Below are 16,632 nucleotides of genomic sequence, written 5' to 3'. Positions count from 1 at the left end.
AGGATGCACCCATCCCTTTTGTGAAGGTAGGTGCAAATGCCCCGTCCTCGCACGCAAGGGCATCCCTGGCTTAGAGCATCCTCAGGAGGGGTTCCGCAGGCGCTGGAGGAAGAAGAGGCCAAGGCCCAGGAAGCCCAACACCTCCCCGATCCCCACCCCCCGCCCCAGGGCGGGGAGCACGTACCAGGCCAGGTGCAGAAGGCGGAAGACGGGGATCCAAAGGGCCACGGGCAGGAGATACCGGGCCTTCCGCTTGGGCAGGTTGGTGAGGAGGTAAAGGAAGGGCAGGAAAAACCCCCCCACCGCCCACAAGGCGGCCACCGTGCCCCAAGGGCCCTCCAGGCGCTTCAGGTAGAATTCCACCTCATGGGGCAGGTCCCCTCCCCAGATGATGATCAGGGTGGTGGCCTCCACGTAGATCCAGATGATGGAAAGGGCGAGAAGGAGGTTGGTGTGGTTCTGGGCCTGGCCCATAAGGGCAGGCGTCCCCTTGCGGGCCGCCAGGGCCACGGCCACGGCCAGGGCCAGAACCGTGGCGGAAAGAAGGAGGATGGCCCCGAAGGAGGCGGAGTAAAAGTGAGCCTCGAGGGCCATGAAGAGGTCATAGGTGAGGAAGGTGGCGGCGGCAAAGGCCAAGGGCAGCCCCCAGGCCCCCACCTCCGCCCGGTGCTCCCCGGGTTTCAGCCTCAGGAGGATCCAGGAAAAGAGGGTGAAGAAGAGGACGTAGCGAAGGAGCATGAAGGGGGCGTTCAGGTACCCCGAGCGGTGGGCCAGAATGGGATCCAACGCGGCCCCGGGCCGGGCCCAGGGGAAAAGCTCCGGCAGGAAGAGGAAGAAGGGCAGGCCCAAAAGCCCCATGAGGGGAAGGAGGCGGGCCAGGGGATAAAGGTAAGGCTCCAGGGGAATACCCCAGCGGCTTCTTAAGGCGTTGTGCAGGAGGAGCACCAGAAGCGCCCCCAAGGAAAGGAGAAGGAAGAAGGCGAAGGGAAAGTAAGCGGCCGGAGCCCCAAAGAAAAAGGCTAAAGCGTAAAGAACCAGGCCCAGGAACAGGAAACCCGAACGGCTTGCCTCAATAGACCTCTGCATTGATCACCTCCAGAGGGCAGGCCTCCTCCTGCAGGCACCTCTTGATGTAGCGGGCGATGAGCCAGCGTTCCCTCTCCGGGATGCGGCTTTTGTAGGAGAGCATGCGGCCAAAGCCATTGGTGGCCGCAAAGTAGAAGTAGCCCTCGGGCATGGACTTCACCCCCGGGTCCAGGAAGGAGCGGGGCTTGGGCATCCCCAAGGGGATCACCCGCCCATCCCCTTCCCCGTTCAGCCCGTGGCAGATGGCACAGAAGGAACGGTAGAGGACCTTGCCCCGCAAAAGCTCCCCGTCCGTGAAGGCGTAGGGGTTGTCGGCGAACCCCCCTTCGGGCTTGAGCCCGGTGCGCACCTCCAGGTTCAGGTTCTCCCCGAAGCGCACCCGTTCCGGGGCCACCTGGACCTGGAGGGGTGCTTCCCGAAACGGCTTCACCTTGGGCTGGTTCCACATCCAGCCGCAGGCGGAAAGGAGGGGGAGCAGGAGAAGAAGCCACCTAGTCACGCCGCACCTCCTCCACCTCCGCCCCCAGTTCCCGAAGCAGGGCCCTGGTGCTCTCCAGGTCGAACCGGGGGTCCGTGGCGTAAACGAAGACCCCGTACTCGTCTAGAAGGACCCGCACGTACTCCTTGGCCTTCACCGCGGGATGGGCGGCCAGGGGAAGGCCGTTCATGTAGAGGAGGAAGAGGAAGATCCCCACGGTGATGGTGAGGATGGTGAGCTCAAAGGTCACGGGGATGAAAGCGGGCCAGCCCAAAAGGGGCTTGCCCCCGGCGTTGTGGGGATAGTCCAGGGTGGTGTAGATCTGGAGGAAAAGCCCCAGGCCCACCCCCAAAACCCCCAGGCCGAAGGCGATCCAGGGTATACGCCCATCCCCTCCCAGGACCTCCTCGATCCCCTCCACGGGGTTTGGGGTGAGGGCCTCGAGGTGGCGGTATCCCCTCCCCTTGAGCACCCTTAAGGCCTCTAAAAGCCTTTCCGCCGAGTCAAAGTAGGCCATGAGTCCATACAGCATGGGCCCCTCCTAGTGCTTTCTCAGGCGGTGGAACAGGTGGACCATCTCCGCCACGGCGATGGGGGGGAAGATGCGGATGAAAAGGGAAAGGCCGAAGAGGAAGAAGCCGATGGTCCCGAGGAAGAGGGTCCAGTCCACCCAGGTGGGGTAGTAAAGGTGGAAGTTCCCGGGCAAGAAGTCGTGGGACAGGCTGATGATGACGATCACGAAGCGCTCCAGCCACATGCCCACGTTGGCCAGGATGGAGAAGATCAAAAGCCAGGTGAGGTTCTTGCGGAAGCGGGGGAACCAGAGGGTCTGGAGAAGGACCACGTTGATGAGCATCATGGCCCAGTAGTAGGGGGCGTAGGGGCCGGTCATGCGCCAAAGCTGCTGGGCCCACTCCGCGGGCTCCCCCGCGTACCAGGCGATGAAGATCTCCAGGAGGTAGATGTAGGCCACGCCGAGGCCCGAGGCCAGGGTCACCTTGGCCATCCAGTCCAGGTGGCGGTCGGTGATCACCCCCTCCAGCCGGTACCACTTCCTGAGGGGGATGATCAGGGTAAGGGCCATGGCGAAGCCCGAGTAGATGGCCCCGGAGGCGAAGAAGGGGGGGAAGACTGTGAGGTGCCAGCCCGGCACCAGGCCGTAGGCGAAGTCCATGCTCACCACCGAGTGCACGGAGATCACCACCGGAGTAGCGAGGCCCGCCAGGAGCACATAGACCGCCCTATAGCGCTGCCAGTGGACGGCATTCCCTGTCCAGCCCAGGGAGAGCCAGCCGTACAGCTTCCGCCGCCAGCCCTTGCTCCTCTCCCTGAGGAGGGCCAGGTCCGGGATCAAGCCCAGGTAGAGGAAGAGGGTGGAGATAGTGAGGTAGGTCATGATGGCCAGCACGTCCCAGGAAAGGGGGCTCTTGTACTGGGGCCAGAGGGCCATGTGGGTGGGGTAGGGCATGACCCAGTAGAAGAGCTGGGGCCGGCCCATGTGGATGAGGGGGTAGGTGGCCGCCGCCAGCACGGCAAACAGGGTCATGGCCTCGGTGACCCGGTTCAAGGAGTCCCGCCAGTTCTGGCGCATGAGGACCAGAATGGCGCTAATCAGGGTCCCGGCGTGGCCGATGCCGATCCACCAGACGAAGTGCACGATGTCAAACCCCCAGGCCACAGGCTGGTTGATACCCCAGGTGCCGAGGCCCTTCACGAAGGTGACGAAAAGACCGTAAAGCCAGGCCAGGGTCAAGGCCCCCCCCACGGCCAAGACCACCCTCCAGGGCCTGGGGGCTGGCTTCTCCACCGGCTCCAGAAGCTTTTCCACCAAGGTCTTCTCCGTCCACTCCCCCTGGATCAGGTCGTGGTCGGGATGGGGTTCCTTATGCGCCATGCTTCCCCTCCTTCAGCTTGGGATTGGGGTTTCTCAGGTGGGCCAGGTAGGTGGTGCGGGGCCAGGTGTTGGCCTCCTCCAAAAGGGCGTAGTGCCGTCCCTCCTTCCGGTGGGCCTGGATGGGGTCTTCAGGATCCAAGAGGTCCCCGAAGTGGATGGCCTTCCCCGGGCAGACCTCCTGGCAGGCGGTCTTGATCTCCCCAGTGCGGATCTTCCGCCCCTCCATAGCCGCCTTGGCCCGGGTGCTTTCGATGCGCTGCACGCAGTAGGTGCACTTCTCCATCACCCCGCGGCTCCGCACCGTCACCTCGGGGTTCATGAGGAGGGCCAGGGGGCTTTCCTGGGCCCTGCGGGGGTCCCCCTTGCCCACGAAGGCCTCCCCGTAGGGGAAGAAGTTGAAGCGCCGGGCCTTGTAGGGGCAGTTGGCGGAGCAGTACTTGGTGCCCACGCAGCGGTTGTAGACCATGAGGTTCAGGCCCTCGCTGGAGTGCTCCGTGGCCGCCACCGGGCAGACGGCCTCGCAGGGAGCCTTCTCGCAGTGCTGGCACATCACGGGCTGGTGCACCACCCCCTCCTCGGTGAAGTAGCGGTCGATGCGGATCCAGTGCATCTCCCGCCCCTTGGCCACCTCCTCCTTGCCCACCACGGGGATGTTGTTCTCCACCTGGCAGGCCAGGGTGCAAAGCCCGCACCCCAGGCACCGGCTTAGGTCCACGGTCATGGCCCAGGCGTGTTCCCCTTGGGGCCAGGGGGGGTAGAAGGAGATCCGCTTCTCCTTCTCCGGCTCGGCCTCGAGGGCCTTGGCCTCCTCCATCACCTTCACCGCCTCCACCTCCCCCAGGTACCCGTGGTACTGGGTGGAAACCAGGGGATAGTCCCGGCCCGTGGGGGAAACCTCCATGGGCCAGACCACCCCCTCGGGGTGGAAGAAGTGGGAAAGAGGAGCTACTCCGCTCCCCTTGGGCAGGCCGGGAAGGGGCCAGAGGGTAAGGAGGGCTTCTTTTTCCCCAGCCTTAACCCGTAGGAGGGGCCTTTTGGGATCCGCCCGCCGCTCCCGGGCCTGGATGTCCGCAAGAAGGCCCAGGGCCTCGGCATCCTCCTCGCTTAAGAGCAAGGCCCCGTCCCAGACCAGGCGGCTTAGGGGCCTGGGAAGCTCCTGCAAATAGGGATTGTCCCGGTAGCGCCCGTCGTAAAGGCTGGCGTCGGGGCGCAGGGTAAGCTCCCAAGGAGCCTCCTTCCGCAAAGGAGGAAGGCGGCCTTCCAGGCCGGGGCGCACCTCCACGGGCACCTCCTGGGCCTCCGCCAAGGGCCTTCCCTCCACCAGGGCCCGCTTCTCCTCGGGGGAAAGGGCGGGAAGCTCCTCCCCCAGAAGCCCCGCCAGCACCTCCTCCAGGGTTTTCCCACCCCACAGGGGCTGGATGAGGGCTTGGCTGGGCCAGAGCCGGCCCTCGGCATCCCGGTGCTGGCCCGAGGCCTCGAGGGGATGGGCCAGGGGAAGGCTCCAGGAGGCAGCCTTGTTGGGATACAGGGAAAGCGCTGCGGAGAAGGCCTTGCCCGAGAGGCTGGGCAAGGGACCCTCCGCCGCCCACACCAGGCGCTCGGCCTCCCCGGCCTGCTGGAAGGCTTTAGGCGTGGCCGCCTCCTTCTCCGGAGGCTCCACATAGCGCACCGGGGCCTTAAGGGCCCAGTTGATGGCCATGACCAAGGCCTGAGCCCCCGGGGAGAGCTGGGGCCCGGCCAGGACCACCCCACCCCGTTGCAGGTCCTCCGCCAGGGCAGAAAGGAATCCTCCGTAGTCCGAGGCCGGGCTTCCCTGAACCACCCCCAGGGTCTGGGCCAGGGCCAGGATAAACGCCTCCACCTGGCTAGGCTTTAAGGCCAGGCGGTGGTCAGCCATGCTTCCCAGAAGGCTGGCCCCGCTTTCCACCGCATAGATGCGGTTCATGGGTGGAAGGCGCCTGCGGCTTAAGGCCTCCCACCAGAGGTATCCCGCCGGGTGCTCGTGCGCCTCCACGTCCAGGAGGAGTACGGTTTCCGCCTTCTCCGGGGCGTAGACGGGCCAGGCCCTTTGCCCGAAGGCCGCCTCCGCCCCCAGGTAGATGTTCTCCAGGCTCCAGGCCTCAAATCGGGCTACCCGAAGGTTGGGGAAACGGGCCTGGGCCCTTTCCAAAAGACCCACGAGCCTGGGGGAGGTGGTGCGGGGCAGGACCAAAAGGGTTTCCCCCTCCGCCAAAGCCCGCCGCCAGGCGGCATAAAACCCCTCCCAGTCCGGGGCCTTACCCTGACGGGCCGGATCGTATAGGGCGTAAAGGCCCGCCAGGGGGTAGGGGCTCATGGCCCTCTCCAAAGGCGCCATAAAGAGGGGCCTTTCCTGGTAGACCTTTACCCGCACCGGCTCGGCAAAGCCGGCATGGGCAATGGCGGTGACGAACTCCGCCTCTCCTCCTTCCACCACCCATTCCGGCTGGCGCACGTAGGGTATCCCCTTCCGCCGCACCACCGGGGTACAGGCCGCAAGGGACAAAAGCCCCAAGACCAAGAACCCCCGCCGGGACACGGGGCCAAAGGGAAACTCCTCACGGAAGAGCTCCCGCTCCAAAGCTTCTTCATAACCGCGCCGTTCCCTCATGAAGCCTCCTAGCGGTGACAGGTGTTGCAGCTGGTAAGGGCCTCGGCCGAACGCACCTGGTAGATCTCCTTCAGCTTCTTGCCCAGCCCGGGATCCGGGGTGTAGGCCATGTTGAAGACCTGCTCCCTGGGCCTGAGGTGGGCTTCCGGCTGGCGGTGGCAGTCCAAGCAGAACTTCATGGTGAAGGCCTGGGGCTGGCGGACCACCGCCATCTGGTCCACCCGTCCGTGGCACTCGGCGCACCCCACCCCCTTGGCCACGTGGGCCCCGTGGTTGAAGTAGACGAAGTCCGGCAGGTTGATGACCCGGTTCCAGCGCAAGGGCTCCCCGGTTTCCCAGCTTCGCCGCACCAGCGCCAGGTTAGGGCTATCGGGCTTGATAAAGGTATGGCAGGTCATGCAGGCCTCCGTGGGGGGCAGGCCCGCGTAGGCCGCCCGCTCCACGCTGGAATGGCAGTAGCGGCAGGAAAGCCCCAACCCTCCAGCGTGGAAGGCATGGCTGAAGGGCACGGGCTGCTCCACGGGCTGGGTGCGGTACTCAAAGGCCCCCACCGCCACCCCGGAAAACACCACCACCAGTAGCGCGAACACCCCTAGAACCGTTCCCCAGAAGAAGGTTTTTACCCATCGGTTGCGCCGCCGCATGCCACCTCCGGTCTTAAGGGCCAAGGCTACGGGCAAAGGAGCAAGGGGTCAATCAAGGGGCGTGGGTTTTTTCATAAGCGAATGGGCCCTACCCGTGCCTACCCTTTAGCAAGGTCTTCTCATGGGTACACTAGCGGAAAGGGGAAGGGACAAATGTCCCAAACCCCGGCAAACCTTGACAAGGAGGAGGCTTTTGCTAAACTAAGGCTTGCGCGTAAGGCGCACCCTGCCGGGATGGTGGAACTGGTAGACACGCCATCTTGAGGGGGTGGTGCCCGCAAGGGCGTGCGGGTTCAAGTCCCGCTCCCGGCACCAAAGAGGCCCTGCGGGGCCTTTTTCCTTTATGCGGCTTCTCCTAGAGCGCACCCTCAAGACCCTCGAGGACACCCAGGCCCTGGCCCGGGAAGCCCTGGCCCTTTTCCCCCCGGGGGCCCTGGTGGTCCTGGAGGGCCCCTTGGGTGCGGGCAAGACCACCTTCGTCCGCTTTCTGGCCGAGGCCTTGGGCTTTAAGGGAAGGGTGACCAGCCCCAGCTACACCCTGATCCACACCTACCCCACCCCGGAAGGCCCCTTGGTCCACGCCGACCTCTACCGCCTGAAGGATCAAAGGGCTCTCCTGCCCCAGCTGGAAGCGGCCCGGGAGGAAGCCCGCCTCCTCCTGGCGGAGTGGGGGGACCCCGGGCTCCTCGAGGCCGATTTCCTCCTGCGCCTCAGCCCCCAAGGGGAGGTGCGCCGGGCGGAGCTATGGCAGCTCCACACCCGCCAGGAGGAGGGCATCCAGCAAGGCCTCCCGCCCGGCCCGCCCGGCGAATAGGGCCACCACCTTGCCCTCGGCATCCACCACAAAGGTCCAGGGCTGGCCCAGGACCTTGAAGCGGTTGGCCACCTCGTGGGGCTTGTCCCTGTCCGAGGCCAGCAAGGGAATGAACCGGGGAAAGGCCTTCATGTACTCCAGCACCACCTCCTTGGTGTCCTTGGGCTCCCGGCTGATCACGTAGAAGGGCACCCGGGTTTCCTCCGCCACCCGGTGAAGCCCCGGGAACTCCGCCTTGCACACCGGGCACCAGCTGGCCCAGAAGACGATGACCGCAGGCTTCTTCATGGTGGCGGGGGTGACGAGGTTACCCTTGGAATCCAGAAGGGCGAACTCGGGCATGCGCTGGCCCGGCTGCACCGCAAGGACCACCCCCAAAAGCAAAAGGAACCCCATCCATCGCCTTAGCATGCTTCCATTGTTTACCCTAGCGGGGATGGGTATGTAAACCACCTCACCTTGGCCGCCGCAAGCGCTTAAGGTCGTGGTCGGGCCAGATGCCGTCCGCCACCAGGTGGAGCCACTGGGAAAGGTAGTAGCCCAAAAGGGCGAAGCCCCAGACCTCCCAGGGCCAGGAGGGGAGCTTCAGGGAAAACCCCATCCCCAGGTACCTGGCAAGCCCCTGGGCCAGGTACCCCAGGGCCAAAAGAAGCCCCGCCAGGTAACCCAGGCGGGTCAAGGGCCCCAGCACCCAGGTATGGGAAAGCCCCCGGTGGCGGAAAAGCCAGCCGTAAGGACGCCAGAAAAGGCCCAAAAGGCCCCAGCGGCGCTGGGACCGCGTGCCCTTCTCCGCCAGGTCCAGATCAGGGGAAAGGAGGAAGGTGCCCGCCAGATAGGCCAGGGTGAAGGCTAAGCCCCGGGGGTCCTCCGGGGAGCCCCCGTAGGCCAGGAAGACCACCGCCCCCCCGCCCAGGACCGTCAGGTTAATGGCCTCGTGCACCCGCCCCGAGGGCATAGGGCCATGTTACCGGAGGAAGGGACCCCGCCCTCCTCAAAGGGCGGGCAGGGGGAAGCGCTCCCCCGCCGAGAGGACGTCCACCTTGAGCCCCTTCACCCCCCGGCCCGTGTACTCCGCCCCTCCGGCATCCACCAGGGTCACCCCTCCCATCCAGACCTCTCCCAGGCCCTTTAGGAGGCGAAGAGCGGTGTTCTCCAGAAGGCCTAACCCCACCAGATCGGGGTTGTCGGCCACCAGGCGGGAAAGGGCCAGGAACCGCCCCCGTTCCTCCACCCGGGGAAGGAAGACCAGACCTCTCAAGAGGGCCAGGCCCAAGGCGGCCTTAACCTCCCCCTCCAGGGAGTAAAAGGCGGCCTCGCCCAGAAGGCCCGCCGCCTCCCCCAAGGCCACAACCCCACCCCCCTGGCGGTGGACCTCCAAAAGGGCCTGGAGAAGGAGGCTTCCCCGGATGAGATCCAAAAACTCCGGCAACCCCTCGGCGGCCAGAAGCACCAGGGGGCTCGCCGCCACCGCCTGGGCTATCTCGGGGTCAAAGGCCTCCTCCCGCCGCCTGAGGTAGAGGACCCTTCCCCGCCTCAGGCCCAGGCTCCGGTAAGCGAGCCGCCAGGCCTCCGCCAGGTCCCGCAAAGGATAGGGCACGAGGAAAAGAGCCTCCCCGCGGGCCTCCTCCAGGAGCCTGGCCTCCACCGGGCGCAAGGCCCCCCGAAGGGGATCGGCGGTCAGCAAGGCGAAAAAGCCCTGACGCATACCTGACCTCCTATACCTTTAGGGTAATCCCCTCCTCATGAAAGGAAAAGGGTGGTGTGGTAGACTTAAGGGCGTGGCCGCGATGGTATCCCCCCCGGGGGCGCTCTCCAAGGATAAAAAGAGGGCCATCCTCGAGGCCACCTTGGAAATCCTCCGGGAGATGGGGCTTTCCGGGCTGAAAATGGAGGAGGTGGCCCGGCGGGCGGAGGTGGGTAAGGGTACCATCTACCTCTACTTCCGCGACAAGAAGGACCTCTTGAAAAGCCTGGTGGAGGAACGCACCTGGGCCTTTTACCGGGAGGTGGAGGAGGTGGTGCGCCAAAAGGCGCCCTTTTTTGTGCGCCTCGAAGGCCTCCTGAAGAAGCGCCTGGCCTGGATCGCCGAGTGGCGGGGCCTGTGGGCAGCGGTAGCCCGGGAGGCCATGGAGGACCCAACCCCCTGGCTCAAGGGACTCCACCAGCACTACCTGGACCTCTTGGAGGAGCTGGTGCGAAGCGGCCAGGAAGAAGGGGCCGTGCGCCCCGAGCTTTCCCCCAGGGCCACCGCCCACGTGATCGCGGCCTTGGGGTGCACCCCCCAGCTGGAGGTGGAGGCTTATTTGGAGCACCTCATGGAGGTGTTCCGGAAAGGAGTCGCGCCGTGAAAGAGTTCCGTCCCGGCGACAAGGTGGTCTTGCCCCCTTACGGGGTCGGCGTGGTGGCGGGCATAGCCCAGCGAAGCGTGAGCGGCATCAGCCGGGCCTACTACCAGGTGGACTTTCCCGGTTCCCGCTCCAAGGCCTACGTACCCGTGGAGGCTCCCCAAAGCGTGGGCATGCGCAAGGCCCTTGCCCCGGAGGAGGTGCCGGTCATCCTAGACCTCCTAAAGAACGGGCGCATGCCCCTGCCCAAACAGTGGGCCGCCCGGCACCGCAAGACCAGCGAGATCCTGGCGGACGGGAACCCCTACCGCATCGCCCAGATGGCCGGGCAGCTCAGGGCTTGGGAGCTGGAACGGGGCCTACCGGACCTGGACCGCCAGGCCCTCAGGCGGGCCATCTACCTTTTGGCGGAGGAGGTTTCCCAGACCCTGGAGATCACCGTGCAGGAGGCCAAGCGTCTCTTCGAGGAGGCCTGGGGCGAAGAGCTGAACTAACACCACCCCACCCTGGCCTTGCCAGGGTGGGGGCCTCGGTAACACTCTTTTCACAGCAATAGGCTCCAGGTTTTCTTCTCCATCTCCAGGATGCGGGCCAGGTAATGCTCCAGGACCCCCGCATCCAGCCCCTCCACCTGGCCCTGGGCCATGACCTCCAGGTCGAAGAGCACCGCCTGGAACTCGGGGGCCGACCAGTGCTCGGCAAGCTCCTGCCAGGGTCCATCCCCCTCCACGTGGGCGTTCCAGGCCTCCAGGAAAAGGCGGTTCAAAAAGTAAAAGAATACCAGGCGGTAAGGGTAGGAAAACCCCTCCATCTCCCGGAGCAGGGCGATGTACTCCTGCCGCACCGGGTGAACCGGCTCCCTGGGATCCGCCCCCTGGGAAAGAAGCCAGTCCAGCTCCTCCACCGTGGCCATGAGGGCCTGGACCAAAGGAGCCCGGTGGGGATGGGGAGCCTCCTTAAGAAGCCCCACCTGAAAGCGGTACAGGGCTTCCACAAAGGGGAAATCCTGCTTAAGCCAGAAGCTGAACCGCTCCTCGTCCCAGCGGAGGGGCAAGGACTTGATCTCCTCCAAGGCATCCGGACAACACCCAAAAAGCTCCCTAAATAACCCCATACCCTCCCCCCAGAATCCCTTGCCGGGCATAACCGGCATGCCTTAGGGCTTCCACCGCCTTCTTGGCCTGGGCCTCATCCTCCGCCAGGCCGAAGAAGGCGCTCCCCGAGCCCGACATCAAAACCCCCCTCAAGCCTAAGGCCTTAAGCCGGGCCTTCACCTCCCTCAGCTCCGGATGAAGCCGGAAGGCAGGGCCCTCGAGGCTATTCCAATAGGGTGGCTCCTCCCCTTTCTCCAGGGCCTCGAGGATCTCCGAAACCGGAAGCTCGGGCCCGAAATCGTGGGGCTTCACCTCCGCATACACCCTGGGGGTGGGAAGGCGCAAGCCCAAGGAGAAGACCACCACCGGCAAGGGAGAAAGGGGAAGGGGTCTAAGCCTCTCCCCCACCCCCCGGGCCTCCGCCACCCCCCCTTGGAGGAAGAAGGGCACATCGGCCCCCAGGGAAAGGGCCAAGGAGGATAGGTCCACCTCCGCCGGATAGAGCTCCTTGAGGCCCAGAAGCACCTGGGCGGCATCCGAACTCCCCCCGCCAAGGCCCGCCCCCTCGGGCAGGGCTTTTTCCAGGACGATGCGCACCCCCCCGGGCCAGCCCGCCGCCTCCAGGTAGGCCGCTGCCGCCCGGTAGGCCAGGTTCCTTCGCCCATACCGCCCGCGGAACTCGATCCCCTCGGGGATGGGCTCCAGGAAAAGCCGGTCCCCGAAGGATAGGCTGGCGAAGAGGGTGTGGAGCTCGTGGTAGCCATCCGGCCTCCTCCCCAGGAGGGAGAGGCCCAGGTTCACCTTGGCCACCGCTAGGCGTTCCATACCCTCGCCAGAGCCTCCGCCAGAGGCAGGTCCTCGGGGTAGGTGATCTTGAAGGCGGCCCTCTCCCCCTCCACCAGGGCCACGGGATAGCCCAGGGCCCTCACCAGCTGGGCGTCGTCGGTGGCGGAAAGCCCCCGCTTCCTGGCGTAGGCGTGAGCCTCCCGCAAGAGGGCGGTGAAGAAACCCTGGGGGGTCTGGACCAGGCGCAGGGCCTCCCGGGGCACCACCTCCCCATACCCCTCCCCTTCCGGCCGGATGAGGGTGTCGGGAAGGGGCAGAACCGGCACCGCCGCCCCCGTGGCGCGGGTGGCCTCGAGGACCCGCCCCACCAGCCTCTGGCTCACGAAGGGCCGGGCCACGTCGTGGACCAAGACCAGAGGGAGGCTCGCCGCCTCCAGGAGGCGGGAAACCGACTCCTGCCGGCTTCTGCCCCCCTCCAAAAAGGTGGCGCGAAGCCCCTTGGGGACGGGAGCCCCAGGGGGCAGGGCCACCAGGACCTCCGCCGCCTCCCGGAAGGCATCCACGGCCCACTCCAGGAGGGTCTTCCCCCCCACCCGCAGGAAGGCCTTGGGCCCAAGACCCAGCCGCTCCCCGTTCCCGGCGGCGGGGATCAGGACGGAAACCTCCACGATTCCCATGGTAGCATGAGCCCCATGAGCCTTTGGGAAGCCCTTCTCTTAGGGGTGGTGGAGGGGCTCACGGAGTTCCTGCCCGTCTCCTCCACCGGCCACCTGACCCTCCTCTTCCACCTCCTTGGCCTGCCCATCCAAGAGGATCCCTTCCTCAAGACCTTCCTCATCGCCATCCAGCTTGGGGCCATCCTGGCCATCCTCCTCCTTTACGGAAGGCGCTTCGCCGTGGACCGGGCCCTCTGGCTCAGGATCGGGGCGGCCTTCCTGCCCACCGCGGCCATGGGCTTCCTCCTCTACCCCCTCATCAAGGGGAAAATCCTGGGAAACGACGGCATCGTGGTCTTCTTTCTGTTCTCCGTGGGCCTGGTCCTCCTCCTGGCCGACCGCCTGGCAGAACGGGCCCGCCACGGGGATGTCCTGGAGCTTCCCCTAGCCCGGGTGGCCTTAATCGGGCTCTTCCAGGGCCTGGCGGCCCTCTTCCCCGGCACCAGCCGGAGCGGGGCCACCATCCTGGGAGGCCTCCTCCTGGGCTTGAGGCGCAAGGCAGCGGCGGAGTTCAGCTTCCTCCTGGCCCTTCCCACCATGCTGGCCGCCGTAGGCTACGACCTCCTGAAAAGCGCTCCCGCGGTACCCGAAGGGGGCTGGAACCTTCTTGGGATGGGCTTCCTCGCCGCCTTAGTCACCGCCCTCCTCACCGTGCGCTGGATGCTTTCCTTCGTGGAGCGCCACGGCTTCAGGCCCTTCGCCTATTACCGCATGGCCCTGGCCTTGGTCTACGCCTACTTCTTCCTACGCTAGGGCCAGAACCCTATCCAGGGTTTCCAGGAACTCTTGGTAGGCCTCCCTCCGGGCTCCCTCCCCCATGAGGCCGAGCCGCAAAACCTGCCCCCGGGTGGGCCCGATCCCCCCGGCCACCGCCACCCCCTGGGCGTAAAGGGCCCTGACCAGGCGGTCCGCCTCCACCCCTTCAGGGGGGCGCACCACCAACACCGTGGGCAGGGGGCTGGCCTTGGGGTAAGGGCGGAAACCCCGTTCCCTTAGCTCCCCAAGCAGCCAGGCGTAGACCTCCTTCGCCCTTCGTTCCCGGGCCTCCACCCCCTCCTCCAGGGCCAGGTTGAGGGCCTCCAGCAGGGCGTAGTGCAGGAGGACCGGGGTGGTGTGGTGGTAGCCGCCCCGCTCCCAGTGCTCCGCCACCCGGGCGAGGTCCAGGTACCAGCCCCGCCTGCCGGTGAAGGCCCTGCGGGCCTCGAGGCTCACGGCAATGGGGGCTAGGCCCGGGGGAGCGGAGAGGCACTTCTGGCTGCCCGTGAAGGCGTAGTCCACCCCCATCTCCCGCATGGAGAAGGGAAGCATCCCCAGGGTGGTCACGGCATCCAGGAAGAAAAGGGCCCCGGCCTCCTTGGCCAGGGCCCCGATCTCCCGGGCCGGGTTCAGCACCCCGGTGGAGGTCTCCCCGTGGACCAGGGCCACCATGCGGTAGCGCCCGGCCTTTAGGGCCTTGGCCACCGCTTCCGGGTCCACGGGCTCGCCCGGAGGGAACTCCAAAACCGCGGGTTCCAGGCCGTGCACCTGGGCCATCTCCGCCACCCTCTGGGAGAAGGCCCCGTTCACCAGCACCAGGACCGGGCCCCGGTCCAGGTTGGCGAGGCCGGCCTCCATGCCCAGGCTTCCCGAGCCCGCCAAAGCCGCCAGCAGGGCGCCTTCCCCGGGGTCAAAGAGCCGGGCAAGCCTCTCCTGTATGGCTCGGTTCACCGCCAGCACCTCGGGGTCCAGATGGCCCCGCATGGGACGGAGAAGAACCTTTTGCACGCGCTCGGGGATGGGGGTGGGTCCAGGGGTCAGAAGCAGCATCTTGCCTCCTCTACTCCCGCCGGAAGCGGGCATAAGAAAAGCCCCCGCGGCGATACCGGGGGGGCCCTTCCCGAAGGAAGGGGCCCCCTACCGGATAGCTCGCAGGAGCCTCATTGAGGCCCACTTTAGCCCAAGGCCCCTTTCCTTGTAAAGTGCTACCTGGATGAAGGACTACTACGCCATCCTGGGGGTGGGCCGGGAAGCCACCCAGGAGGAGATCAAGAAAGCCTACCGGAGGCTCGCCCTCCAGTACCACCCCGACCGCAACCCCGGGGACAAGGAGGCGGAGGAGCGCTTCAAGGAGATCAACGAGGCCTACGCCGTTCTCTCCGACCCCGAGAAACGGGCCCAGTACGACCGGGGGCTTTTAGGGGCACCGGAGCTCCGCACCGAGGACCTCTTTGACCTCTTCGCCCAGGTCTTCGGCTTCCGCACGGGGTGCACCGCCCCCAGGGGGGAGGACCTCGAGGCCCAGGTGAAGGTGGACCTGGAAGATCTCCTCAAGGGGAAGGAGGTGGAGGTGGCCTACGCCCGCCTCGTCCCCTGCGAGGCCTGCGGCGGCCAGGGGGGTAGGCGGGTGGTCTGCCCCACCTGCGGGGGAAAAGGGGTGCTGGAAAGCTACCGCCAGGGCCTCTTCGGGGCCTTCGTCACCCGCTCCACCTGCCCCCACTGCAAGGGGCAGGGCCACCTCCTGGCGGAAACCTGCCCCGTCTGCCGGGGCCGGGGCCGGGTGGCGCGGGAGGAACGGGCCCGGGTACGAATCCCCCCGGGCATGGACGAGAACCACCTCCTGCGGGTACCGGGCTACGGAAACCTGGGGCCCGGCGGGCCCGGGGACCTGTACGTGCGCTTGAAGATCCGCCCCCATCCCTACCTGGAGCGGGAAGGGGCGGATCTGGTCTACCGGCTCAAGCTTGGCCTGGCCCAGGCGGCCCTGGGCGCCCGGGTGGAGATCCCGGGGCTTTCGGGCCCCATCCCCTTGGAGGTCCCCCCGGGCACGGGACACGGGGAGGTCTTTGAGCTTCCCGGGGAAGGCCTTCCCTACCCGGGGGAGGCCAGGCGGGGAGCCCTTCGGGTGGTGGTGGAGCTTTCCGTGCCCAAACATCTCAGCCCCAAGGCCAAGGAGCTCCTCAGGGCCTACGCCAAGGAGGTGGGGGAGGAAGTGGCTCCCGAAGGCTTCTTCGAGAGGCTACGGGGGTTCTTCCGCAAGTAGGTCCTTCGTGGTATAGTGAGGCATTCCGGGTCGCTATAGGGTGGCCCCTTGGGTCTAAAGCAACCCCTAAGGCCCCGGATACGAGCCCTTGGGGCTCGGAAGAGAAGGAGCAGTATGCAGAAGGGTCGGGTCAAGTGGTTCAATGCGGAGAAGGGCTACGGCTTCATCGAGCGCGAGGGCGACACGGATGTGTTCGTCCACTTCAGCGCCATCAACGCCAAGGGGTTCCGCACCCTGAACGAGGGCGACATCGTCACCTTTGACGTGGAGCCGGGCAAGAACGGCAAGGGCCCCCAGGCGGTGAACGTCACCGTGGTGGAGCCGGCCCGCAGGTAAAGGGCAACCCGGACCGCCGTGGGGAAGACCCACGGCGGTTTCCTTTTGGGGAAGCTATCACCCCTTTCTCAGACCCCAGCCGGTAGCATGGGAGGGATGCGGACCCTTAACCTGAGCTTACGTCCGGTGCTCCCAGAGGACGCTCCCCTCCTGCACCAGCTCTTCCTGCGAAGCCCCGGGTACTTCGCCCTGATCGGTATGGAACCCCCGGCCCTCGAGGACGTGGCCCGGGACCTGGCCACCCTGGAGAAGGACGAGCGCCGCCGGGCCTTCCTCCTCTTCCTGGAGGAGGAGGCGGTGGGCTACCTGGACTACAAGCTCCGCTACCCCGAGCCTGAGGACGCCACCCTAAGCCTCCTCCTCATCCGGGAAGACCGCCAAGGGCAGGGCCTGGGGCGAAGGGCCCTGGAGCACCTCCTCCAGCACCTGACGGGGGCCGAGCGGCTTTATGCGGTGGTCTACGGCAACAACGCCCGGGCCAAGGCCTTCTTCCAGGCCCAGGGTTTCCGTCACGTGAAGGACGGGGGCCCCACCCTGAGCTGGTACGTGCGGGAGTTAACATAAAGGCCCCATGAGGAACCCCCATGGGGCCAAAAAGCCCTAATCCTTCACTCGGGCCAACCACCTTCGCCATCCATCGTTGGCTCCTTAAGAACGGGAAGATCCAGAACCTTAAGGGTCCCTACGGACTGGACCCGAATCACCTGCGAACTCCATCCACTGGACAGATTAACTTGCGGATCAAGTTGGGGAGCCTGGCCACTAGTTGTTAGTCGCGTAACGTCTACGCC

The 16,632-nt window shown here is 66.2% G+C and carries 20 protein-coding genes and 1 tRNA gene; 8 read left to right on the top strand and 13 right to left on the bottom strand.

Annotated elements, in window-relative coordinates; all coding sequences use genetic code 11:
* Window positions 1–81: 81 nt before the first annotated feature.
* The 6 genes from KQ693_RS04220 to KQ693_RS04195 are packed head-to-tail and all read right to left on the bottom strand — an operon-like array spanning window position 82 to window position 6,731.
* Complete coding sequence (locus tag KQ693_RS04220) at window positions 82–1,086, bottom strand: hypothetical protein (protein WP_267262021.1); 1,005 nt, start codon at window positions 1,084–1,086, stop codon at window positions 82–84.
* The gene (locus KQ693_RS04215) at window positions 1,070–1,585 is read right to left on the bottom strand and encodes a c-type cytochrome (protein ID WP_219759281.1); all 516 of its coding nucleotides are present in this window, start codon (window positions 1,583–1,585) and stop codon (window positions 1,070–1,072) included. The genes KQ693_RS04220 and KQ693_RS04215 overlap by 17 nt, the downstream gene beginning before the upstream one ends.
* Entirely contained in the window at window positions 1,578–2,096 is a 519-nt protein-coding gene (locus KQ693_RS04210; protein ID WP_219759280.1) for a DUF3341 domain-containing protein, read from the bottom strand. The genes KQ693_RS04215 and KQ693_RS04210 overlap by 8 nt, the downstream gene beginning before the upstream one ends.
* Before the next feature lie 9 nt (window positions 2,097–2,105).
* Window positions 2,106–3,458 (bottom strand): NrfD/PsrC family molybdoenzyme membrane anchor subunit, encoded by a 1,353-nt coding sequence (gene nrfD, locus KQ693_RS04205; RefSeq protein ID WP_267262020.1) that lies wholly within the window; start codon window positions 3,456–3,458, stop codon window positions 2,106–2,108.
* The gene (locus tag KQ693_RS04200) at window positions 3,448–6,087 is read right to left on the bottom strand and encodes a 4Fe-4S dicluster domain-containing protein (protein WP_267262019.1); all 2,640 of its coding nucleotides are present in this window, start codon (window positions 6,085–6,087) and stop codon (window positions 3,448–3,450) included. Before KQ693_RS04200 ends, nrfD begins: the two co-directional genes overlap by 11 nt.
* 8 nt (window positions 6,088–6,095) lie before the next feature.
* The gene (locus KQ693_RS04195; protein WP_219759277.1) at window positions 6,096–6,731 is read right to left on the bottom strand and encodes an ammonia-forming cytochrome c nitrite reductase subunit c552; all 636 of its coding nucleotides are present in this window, start codon (window positions 6,729–6,731) and stop codon (window positions 6,096–6,098) included.
* Window positions 6,732–6,959: 228 nt separating this feature from the next.
* Between KQ693_RS04195 and KQ693_RS04190 the strand changes: the two genes are divergently transcribed.
* Window positions 6,960–7,046: transfer RNA gene (locus KQ693_RS04190), tRNA-Leu, on the top strand.
* A gap of 28 nt (window positions 7,047–7,074) precedes the next feature.
* Entirely contained in the window at window positions 7,075–7,545 is a 471-nt protein-coding gene (gene tsaE / locus KQ693_RS04185) for a tRNA (adenosine(37)-N6)-threonylcarbamoyltransferase complex ATPase subunit type 1 TsaE (RefSeq protein ID WP_219759276.1), read from the top strand.
* Here tsaE and KQ693_RS04180 read toward each other — a convergent pair.
* Genes KQ693_RS04180 through KQ693_RS04170 form a run of 3 tightly spaced genes read right to left on the bottom strand, consistent with a single transcriptional unit; the run spans window position 7,474 to window position 9,250 of the window.
* On the bottom strand, window positions 7,474–7,941 hold the full coding sequence (locus tag KQ693_RS04180) for a TlpA family protein disulfide reductase (protein WP_416376366.1): 468 nt from the start codon (window positions 7,939–7,941) through the stop codon (window positions 7,474–7,476). The two genes, tsaE and KQ693_RS04180, sit on opposite strands and share 72 nt — an antisense overlap.
* A 58-nt stretch (window positions 7,942–7,999) precedes the next feature.
* Complete coding sequence (locus KQ693_RS04175) at window positions 8,000–8,500, bottom strand: metal-binding protein (protein WP_267262017.1); 501 nt, start codon at window positions 8,498–8,500, stop codon at window positions 8,000–8,002.
* Between the two features lie 36 nt (window positions 8,501–8,536).
* A complete protein-coding gene (locus KQ693_RS04170) occupies window positions 8,537–9,250 on the bottom strand; it encodes a type 1 glutamine amidotransferase family protein (RefSeq protein WP_015716262.1) in 714 nt (237 codons plus the stop codon).
* Window positions 9,251–9,323: 73 nt separating this feature from the next.
* Here KQ693_RS04170 and KQ693_RS04165 point away from each other — a divergent pair, with 73 nt between their 5' ends.
* Both KQ693_RS04165 and KQ693_RS04160 read left to right on the top strand, forming a co-directional pair.
* Window positions 9,324–9,893 (top strand): TetR/AcrR family transcriptional regulator, encoded by a 570-nt coding sequence (locus tag KQ693_RS04165; RefSeq protein WP_219759272.1) that lies wholly within the window; start codon window positions 9,324–9,326, stop codon window positions 9,891–9,893.
* On the top strand, window positions 9,890–10,384 hold the full coding sequence (locus KQ693_RS04160; protein ID WP_015716260.1) for a CarD family transcriptional regulator: 495 nt from the start codon (window positions 9,890–9,892) through the stop codon (window positions 10,382–10,384). Before KQ693_RS04165 ends, KQ693_RS04160 begins: the two co-directional genes overlap by 4 nt.
* A gap of 50 nt (window positions 10,385–10,434) precedes the next feature.
* On the opposite strand, the gene KQ693_RS04155 is transcribed toward KQ693_RS04160, so the two are convergent.
* Genes KQ693_RS04155 through ispD form a run of 3 tightly spaced genes read right to left on the bottom strand, consistent with a single transcriptional unit; the run spans window position 10,435 to window position 12,447 of the window.
* A complete protein-coding gene (locus KQ693_RS04155) occupies window positions 10,435–11,004 on the bottom strand; it encodes a hypothetical protein (RefSeq protein WP_219759271.1) in 570 nt (189 codons plus the stop codon).
* Window positions 10,991–11,809 carry a 4-(cytidine 5'-diphospho)-2-C-methyl-D-erythritol kinase gene (gene ispE, locus KQ693_RS04150; protein ID WP_267262016.1) on the bottom strand — a complete coding sequence of 273 codons (819 nt, stop codon included), beginning with the start codon at window positions 11,807–11,809 and terminating at the stop codon, window positions 10,991–10,993. The genes KQ693_RS04155 and ispE overlap by 14 nt, the downstream gene beginning before the upstream one ends.
* Window positions 11,797–12,447, bottom strand: a complete 651-nt coding sequence (gene ispD, locus KQ693_RS04145; protein WP_267262015.1) for a 2-C-methyl-D-erythritol 4-phosphate cytidylyltransferase — start codon at window positions 12,445–12,447, stop codon at window positions 11,797–11,799. The genes ispE and ispD overlap by 13 nt, the downstream gene beginning before the upstream one ends.
* Before the next feature lie 15 nt (window positions 12,448–12,462).
* Between ispD and KQ693_RS04140 the strand changes: the two genes are divergently transcribed.
* A complete protein-coding gene (locus KQ693_RS04140) occupies window positions 12,463–13,239 on the top strand; it encodes an undecaprenyl-diphosphate phosphatase (RefSeq protein ID WP_475353407.1) in 777 nt (258 codons plus the stop codon).
* On the opposite strand, the gene KQ693_RS04135 is transcribed toward KQ693_RS04140, so the two are convergent.
* Window positions 13,231–14,292, bottom strand: coding sequence for an aminotransferase class V-fold PLP-dependent enzyme (locus KQ693_RS04135; RefSeq protein ID WP_267262013.1), 1,062 nt, complete (start codon window positions 14,290–14,292; stop codon window positions 13,231–13,233). The genes KQ693_RS04140 and KQ693_RS04135 overlap by 9 nt on opposite strands.
* Before the next feature lie 163 nt (window positions 14,293–14,455).
* Here KQ693_RS04135 and KQ693_RS04130 point away from each other — a divergent pair, with 163 nt between their 5' ends.
* From KQ693_RS04130 to KQ693_RS04120, 3 genes are all read left to right on the top strand, one after another.
* Window positions 14,456–15,505 (top strand): J domain-containing protein, encoded by a 1,050-nt coding sequence (locus KQ693_RS04130; RefSeq protein ID WP_267262012.1) that lies wholly within the window; start codon window positions 14,456–14,458, stop codon window positions 15,503–15,505.
* 114 nt (window positions 15,506–15,619) lie between these two features.
* Window positions 15,620–15,841, top strand: a complete 222-nt coding sequence (locus KQ693_RS04125; protein ID WP_014516375.1) for a cold-shock protein — start codon at window positions 15,620–15,622, stop codon at window positions 15,839–15,841.
* Window positions 15,842–15,928: 87 nt separating this feature from the next.
* Window positions 15,929–16,405 carry a GNAT family N-acetyltransferase gene (locus KQ693_RS04120; RefSeq protein WP_267262011.1) on the top strand — a complete coding sequence of 159 codons (477 nt, stop codon included), beginning with the start codon at window positions 15,929–15,931 and terminating at the stop codon, window positions 16,403–16,405.
* The last annotated feature ends 227 nt before the right edge of the window (window positions 16,406–16,632 follow it).

Source organism: Thermus brevis (assembly GCF_026427635.1).
GTDB lineage: Bacteria > Deinococcota > Deinococci > Deinococcales > Thermaceae > Thermus > Thermus antranikianii.
This window is presented reverse-complemented; position numbering and strand designations above follow the sequence as displayed.

What these genes read in the sequence shown, in the direction of transcription:
- KQ693_RS04220 (WP_267262021.1), bottom strand. Translation starts at nt 1,086, where the DNA reads ATGCAGAGGTCTATTGAGGCAAGCCGTTCGGGTTTCCTGTTCCTGGGC.
- KQ693_RS04170 (WP_015716262.1), bottom strand. Translation starts at nt 9,250, where the DNA reads ATGCGTCAGGGCTTTTTCGCCTTGCTGACCGCCGATCCCCTTCGGGGG.
- KQ693_RS04195 (WP_219759277.1), bottom strand. Translation starts at nt 6,731, where the DNA reads ATGCGGCGGCGCAACCGATGGGTAAAAACCTTCTTCTGGGGAACGGTT.
- ispE (WP_267262016.1), bottom strand. Translation starts at nt 11,809, where the DNA reads ATGGAACGCCTAGCGGTGGCCAAGGTGAACCTGGGCCTCTCCCTCCTG.
- KQ693_RS04130 (WP_267262012.1), top strand. Translation starts at nt 14,456, where the DNA reads ATGAAGGACTACTACGCCATCCTGGGGGTGGGCCGGGAAGCCACCCAG.
- KQ693_RS04125 (WP_014516375.1), top strand. Translation starts at nt 15,620, where the DNA reads ATGCAGAAGGGTCGGGTCAAGTGGTTCAATGCGGAGAAGGGCTACGGC.
- KQ693_RS04180 (WP_416376366.1), bottom strand. Translation starts at nt 7,941, where the DNA reads ATGGGGTTCCTTTTGCTTTTGGGGGTGGTCCTTGCGGTGCAGCCGGGC.
- ispD (WP_267262015.1), bottom strand. Translation starts at nt 12,447, where the DNA reads ATGGGAATCGTGGAGGTTTCCGTCCTGATCCCCGCCGCCGGGAACGGG.
- KQ693_RS04155 (WP_219759271.1), bottom strand. Translation starts at nt 11,004, where the DNA reads ATGGGGTTATTTAGGGAGCTTTTTGGGTGTTGTCCGGATGCCTTGGAG.
- nrfD (WP_267262020.1), bottom strand. Translation starts at nt 3,458, where the DNA reads ATGGCGCATAAGGAACCCCATCCCGACCACGACCTGATCCAGGGGGAG.
- KQ693_RS04175 (WP_267262017.1), bottom strand. Translation starts at nt 8,500, where the DNA reads ATGCCCTCGGGGCGGGTGCACGAGGCCATTAACCTGACGGTCCTGGGC.
- KQ693_RS04210 (WP_219759280.1), bottom strand. Translation starts at nt 2,096, where the DNA reads ATGCTGTATGGACTCATGGCCTACTTTGACTCGGCGGAAAGGCTTTTA.
- KQ693_RS04120 (WP_267262011.1), top strand. Translation starts at nt 15,929, where the DNA reads ATGGGAGGGATGCGGACCCTTAACCTGAGCTTACGTCCGGTGCTCCCA.
- KQ693_RS04200 (WP_267262019.1), bottom strand. Translation starts at nt 6,087, where the DNA reads ATGAGGGAACGGCGCGGTTATGAAGAAGCTTTGGAGCGGGAGCTCTTC.
- tsaE (WP_219759276.1), top strand. Translation starts at nt 7,075, where the DNA reads ATGCGGCTTCTCCTAGAGCGCACCCTCAAGACCCTCGAGGACACCCAG.
- KQ693_RS04135 (WP_267262013.1), bottom strand. Translation starts at nt 14,292, where the DNA reads ATGCTGCTTCTGACCCCTGGACCCACCCCCATCCCCGAGCGCGTGCAA.
- KQ693_RS04140 (WP_475353407.1), top strand. Translation starts at nt 12,463, where the DNA reads ATGAGCCTTTGGGAAGCCCTTCTCTTAGGGGTGGTGGAGGGGCTCACG.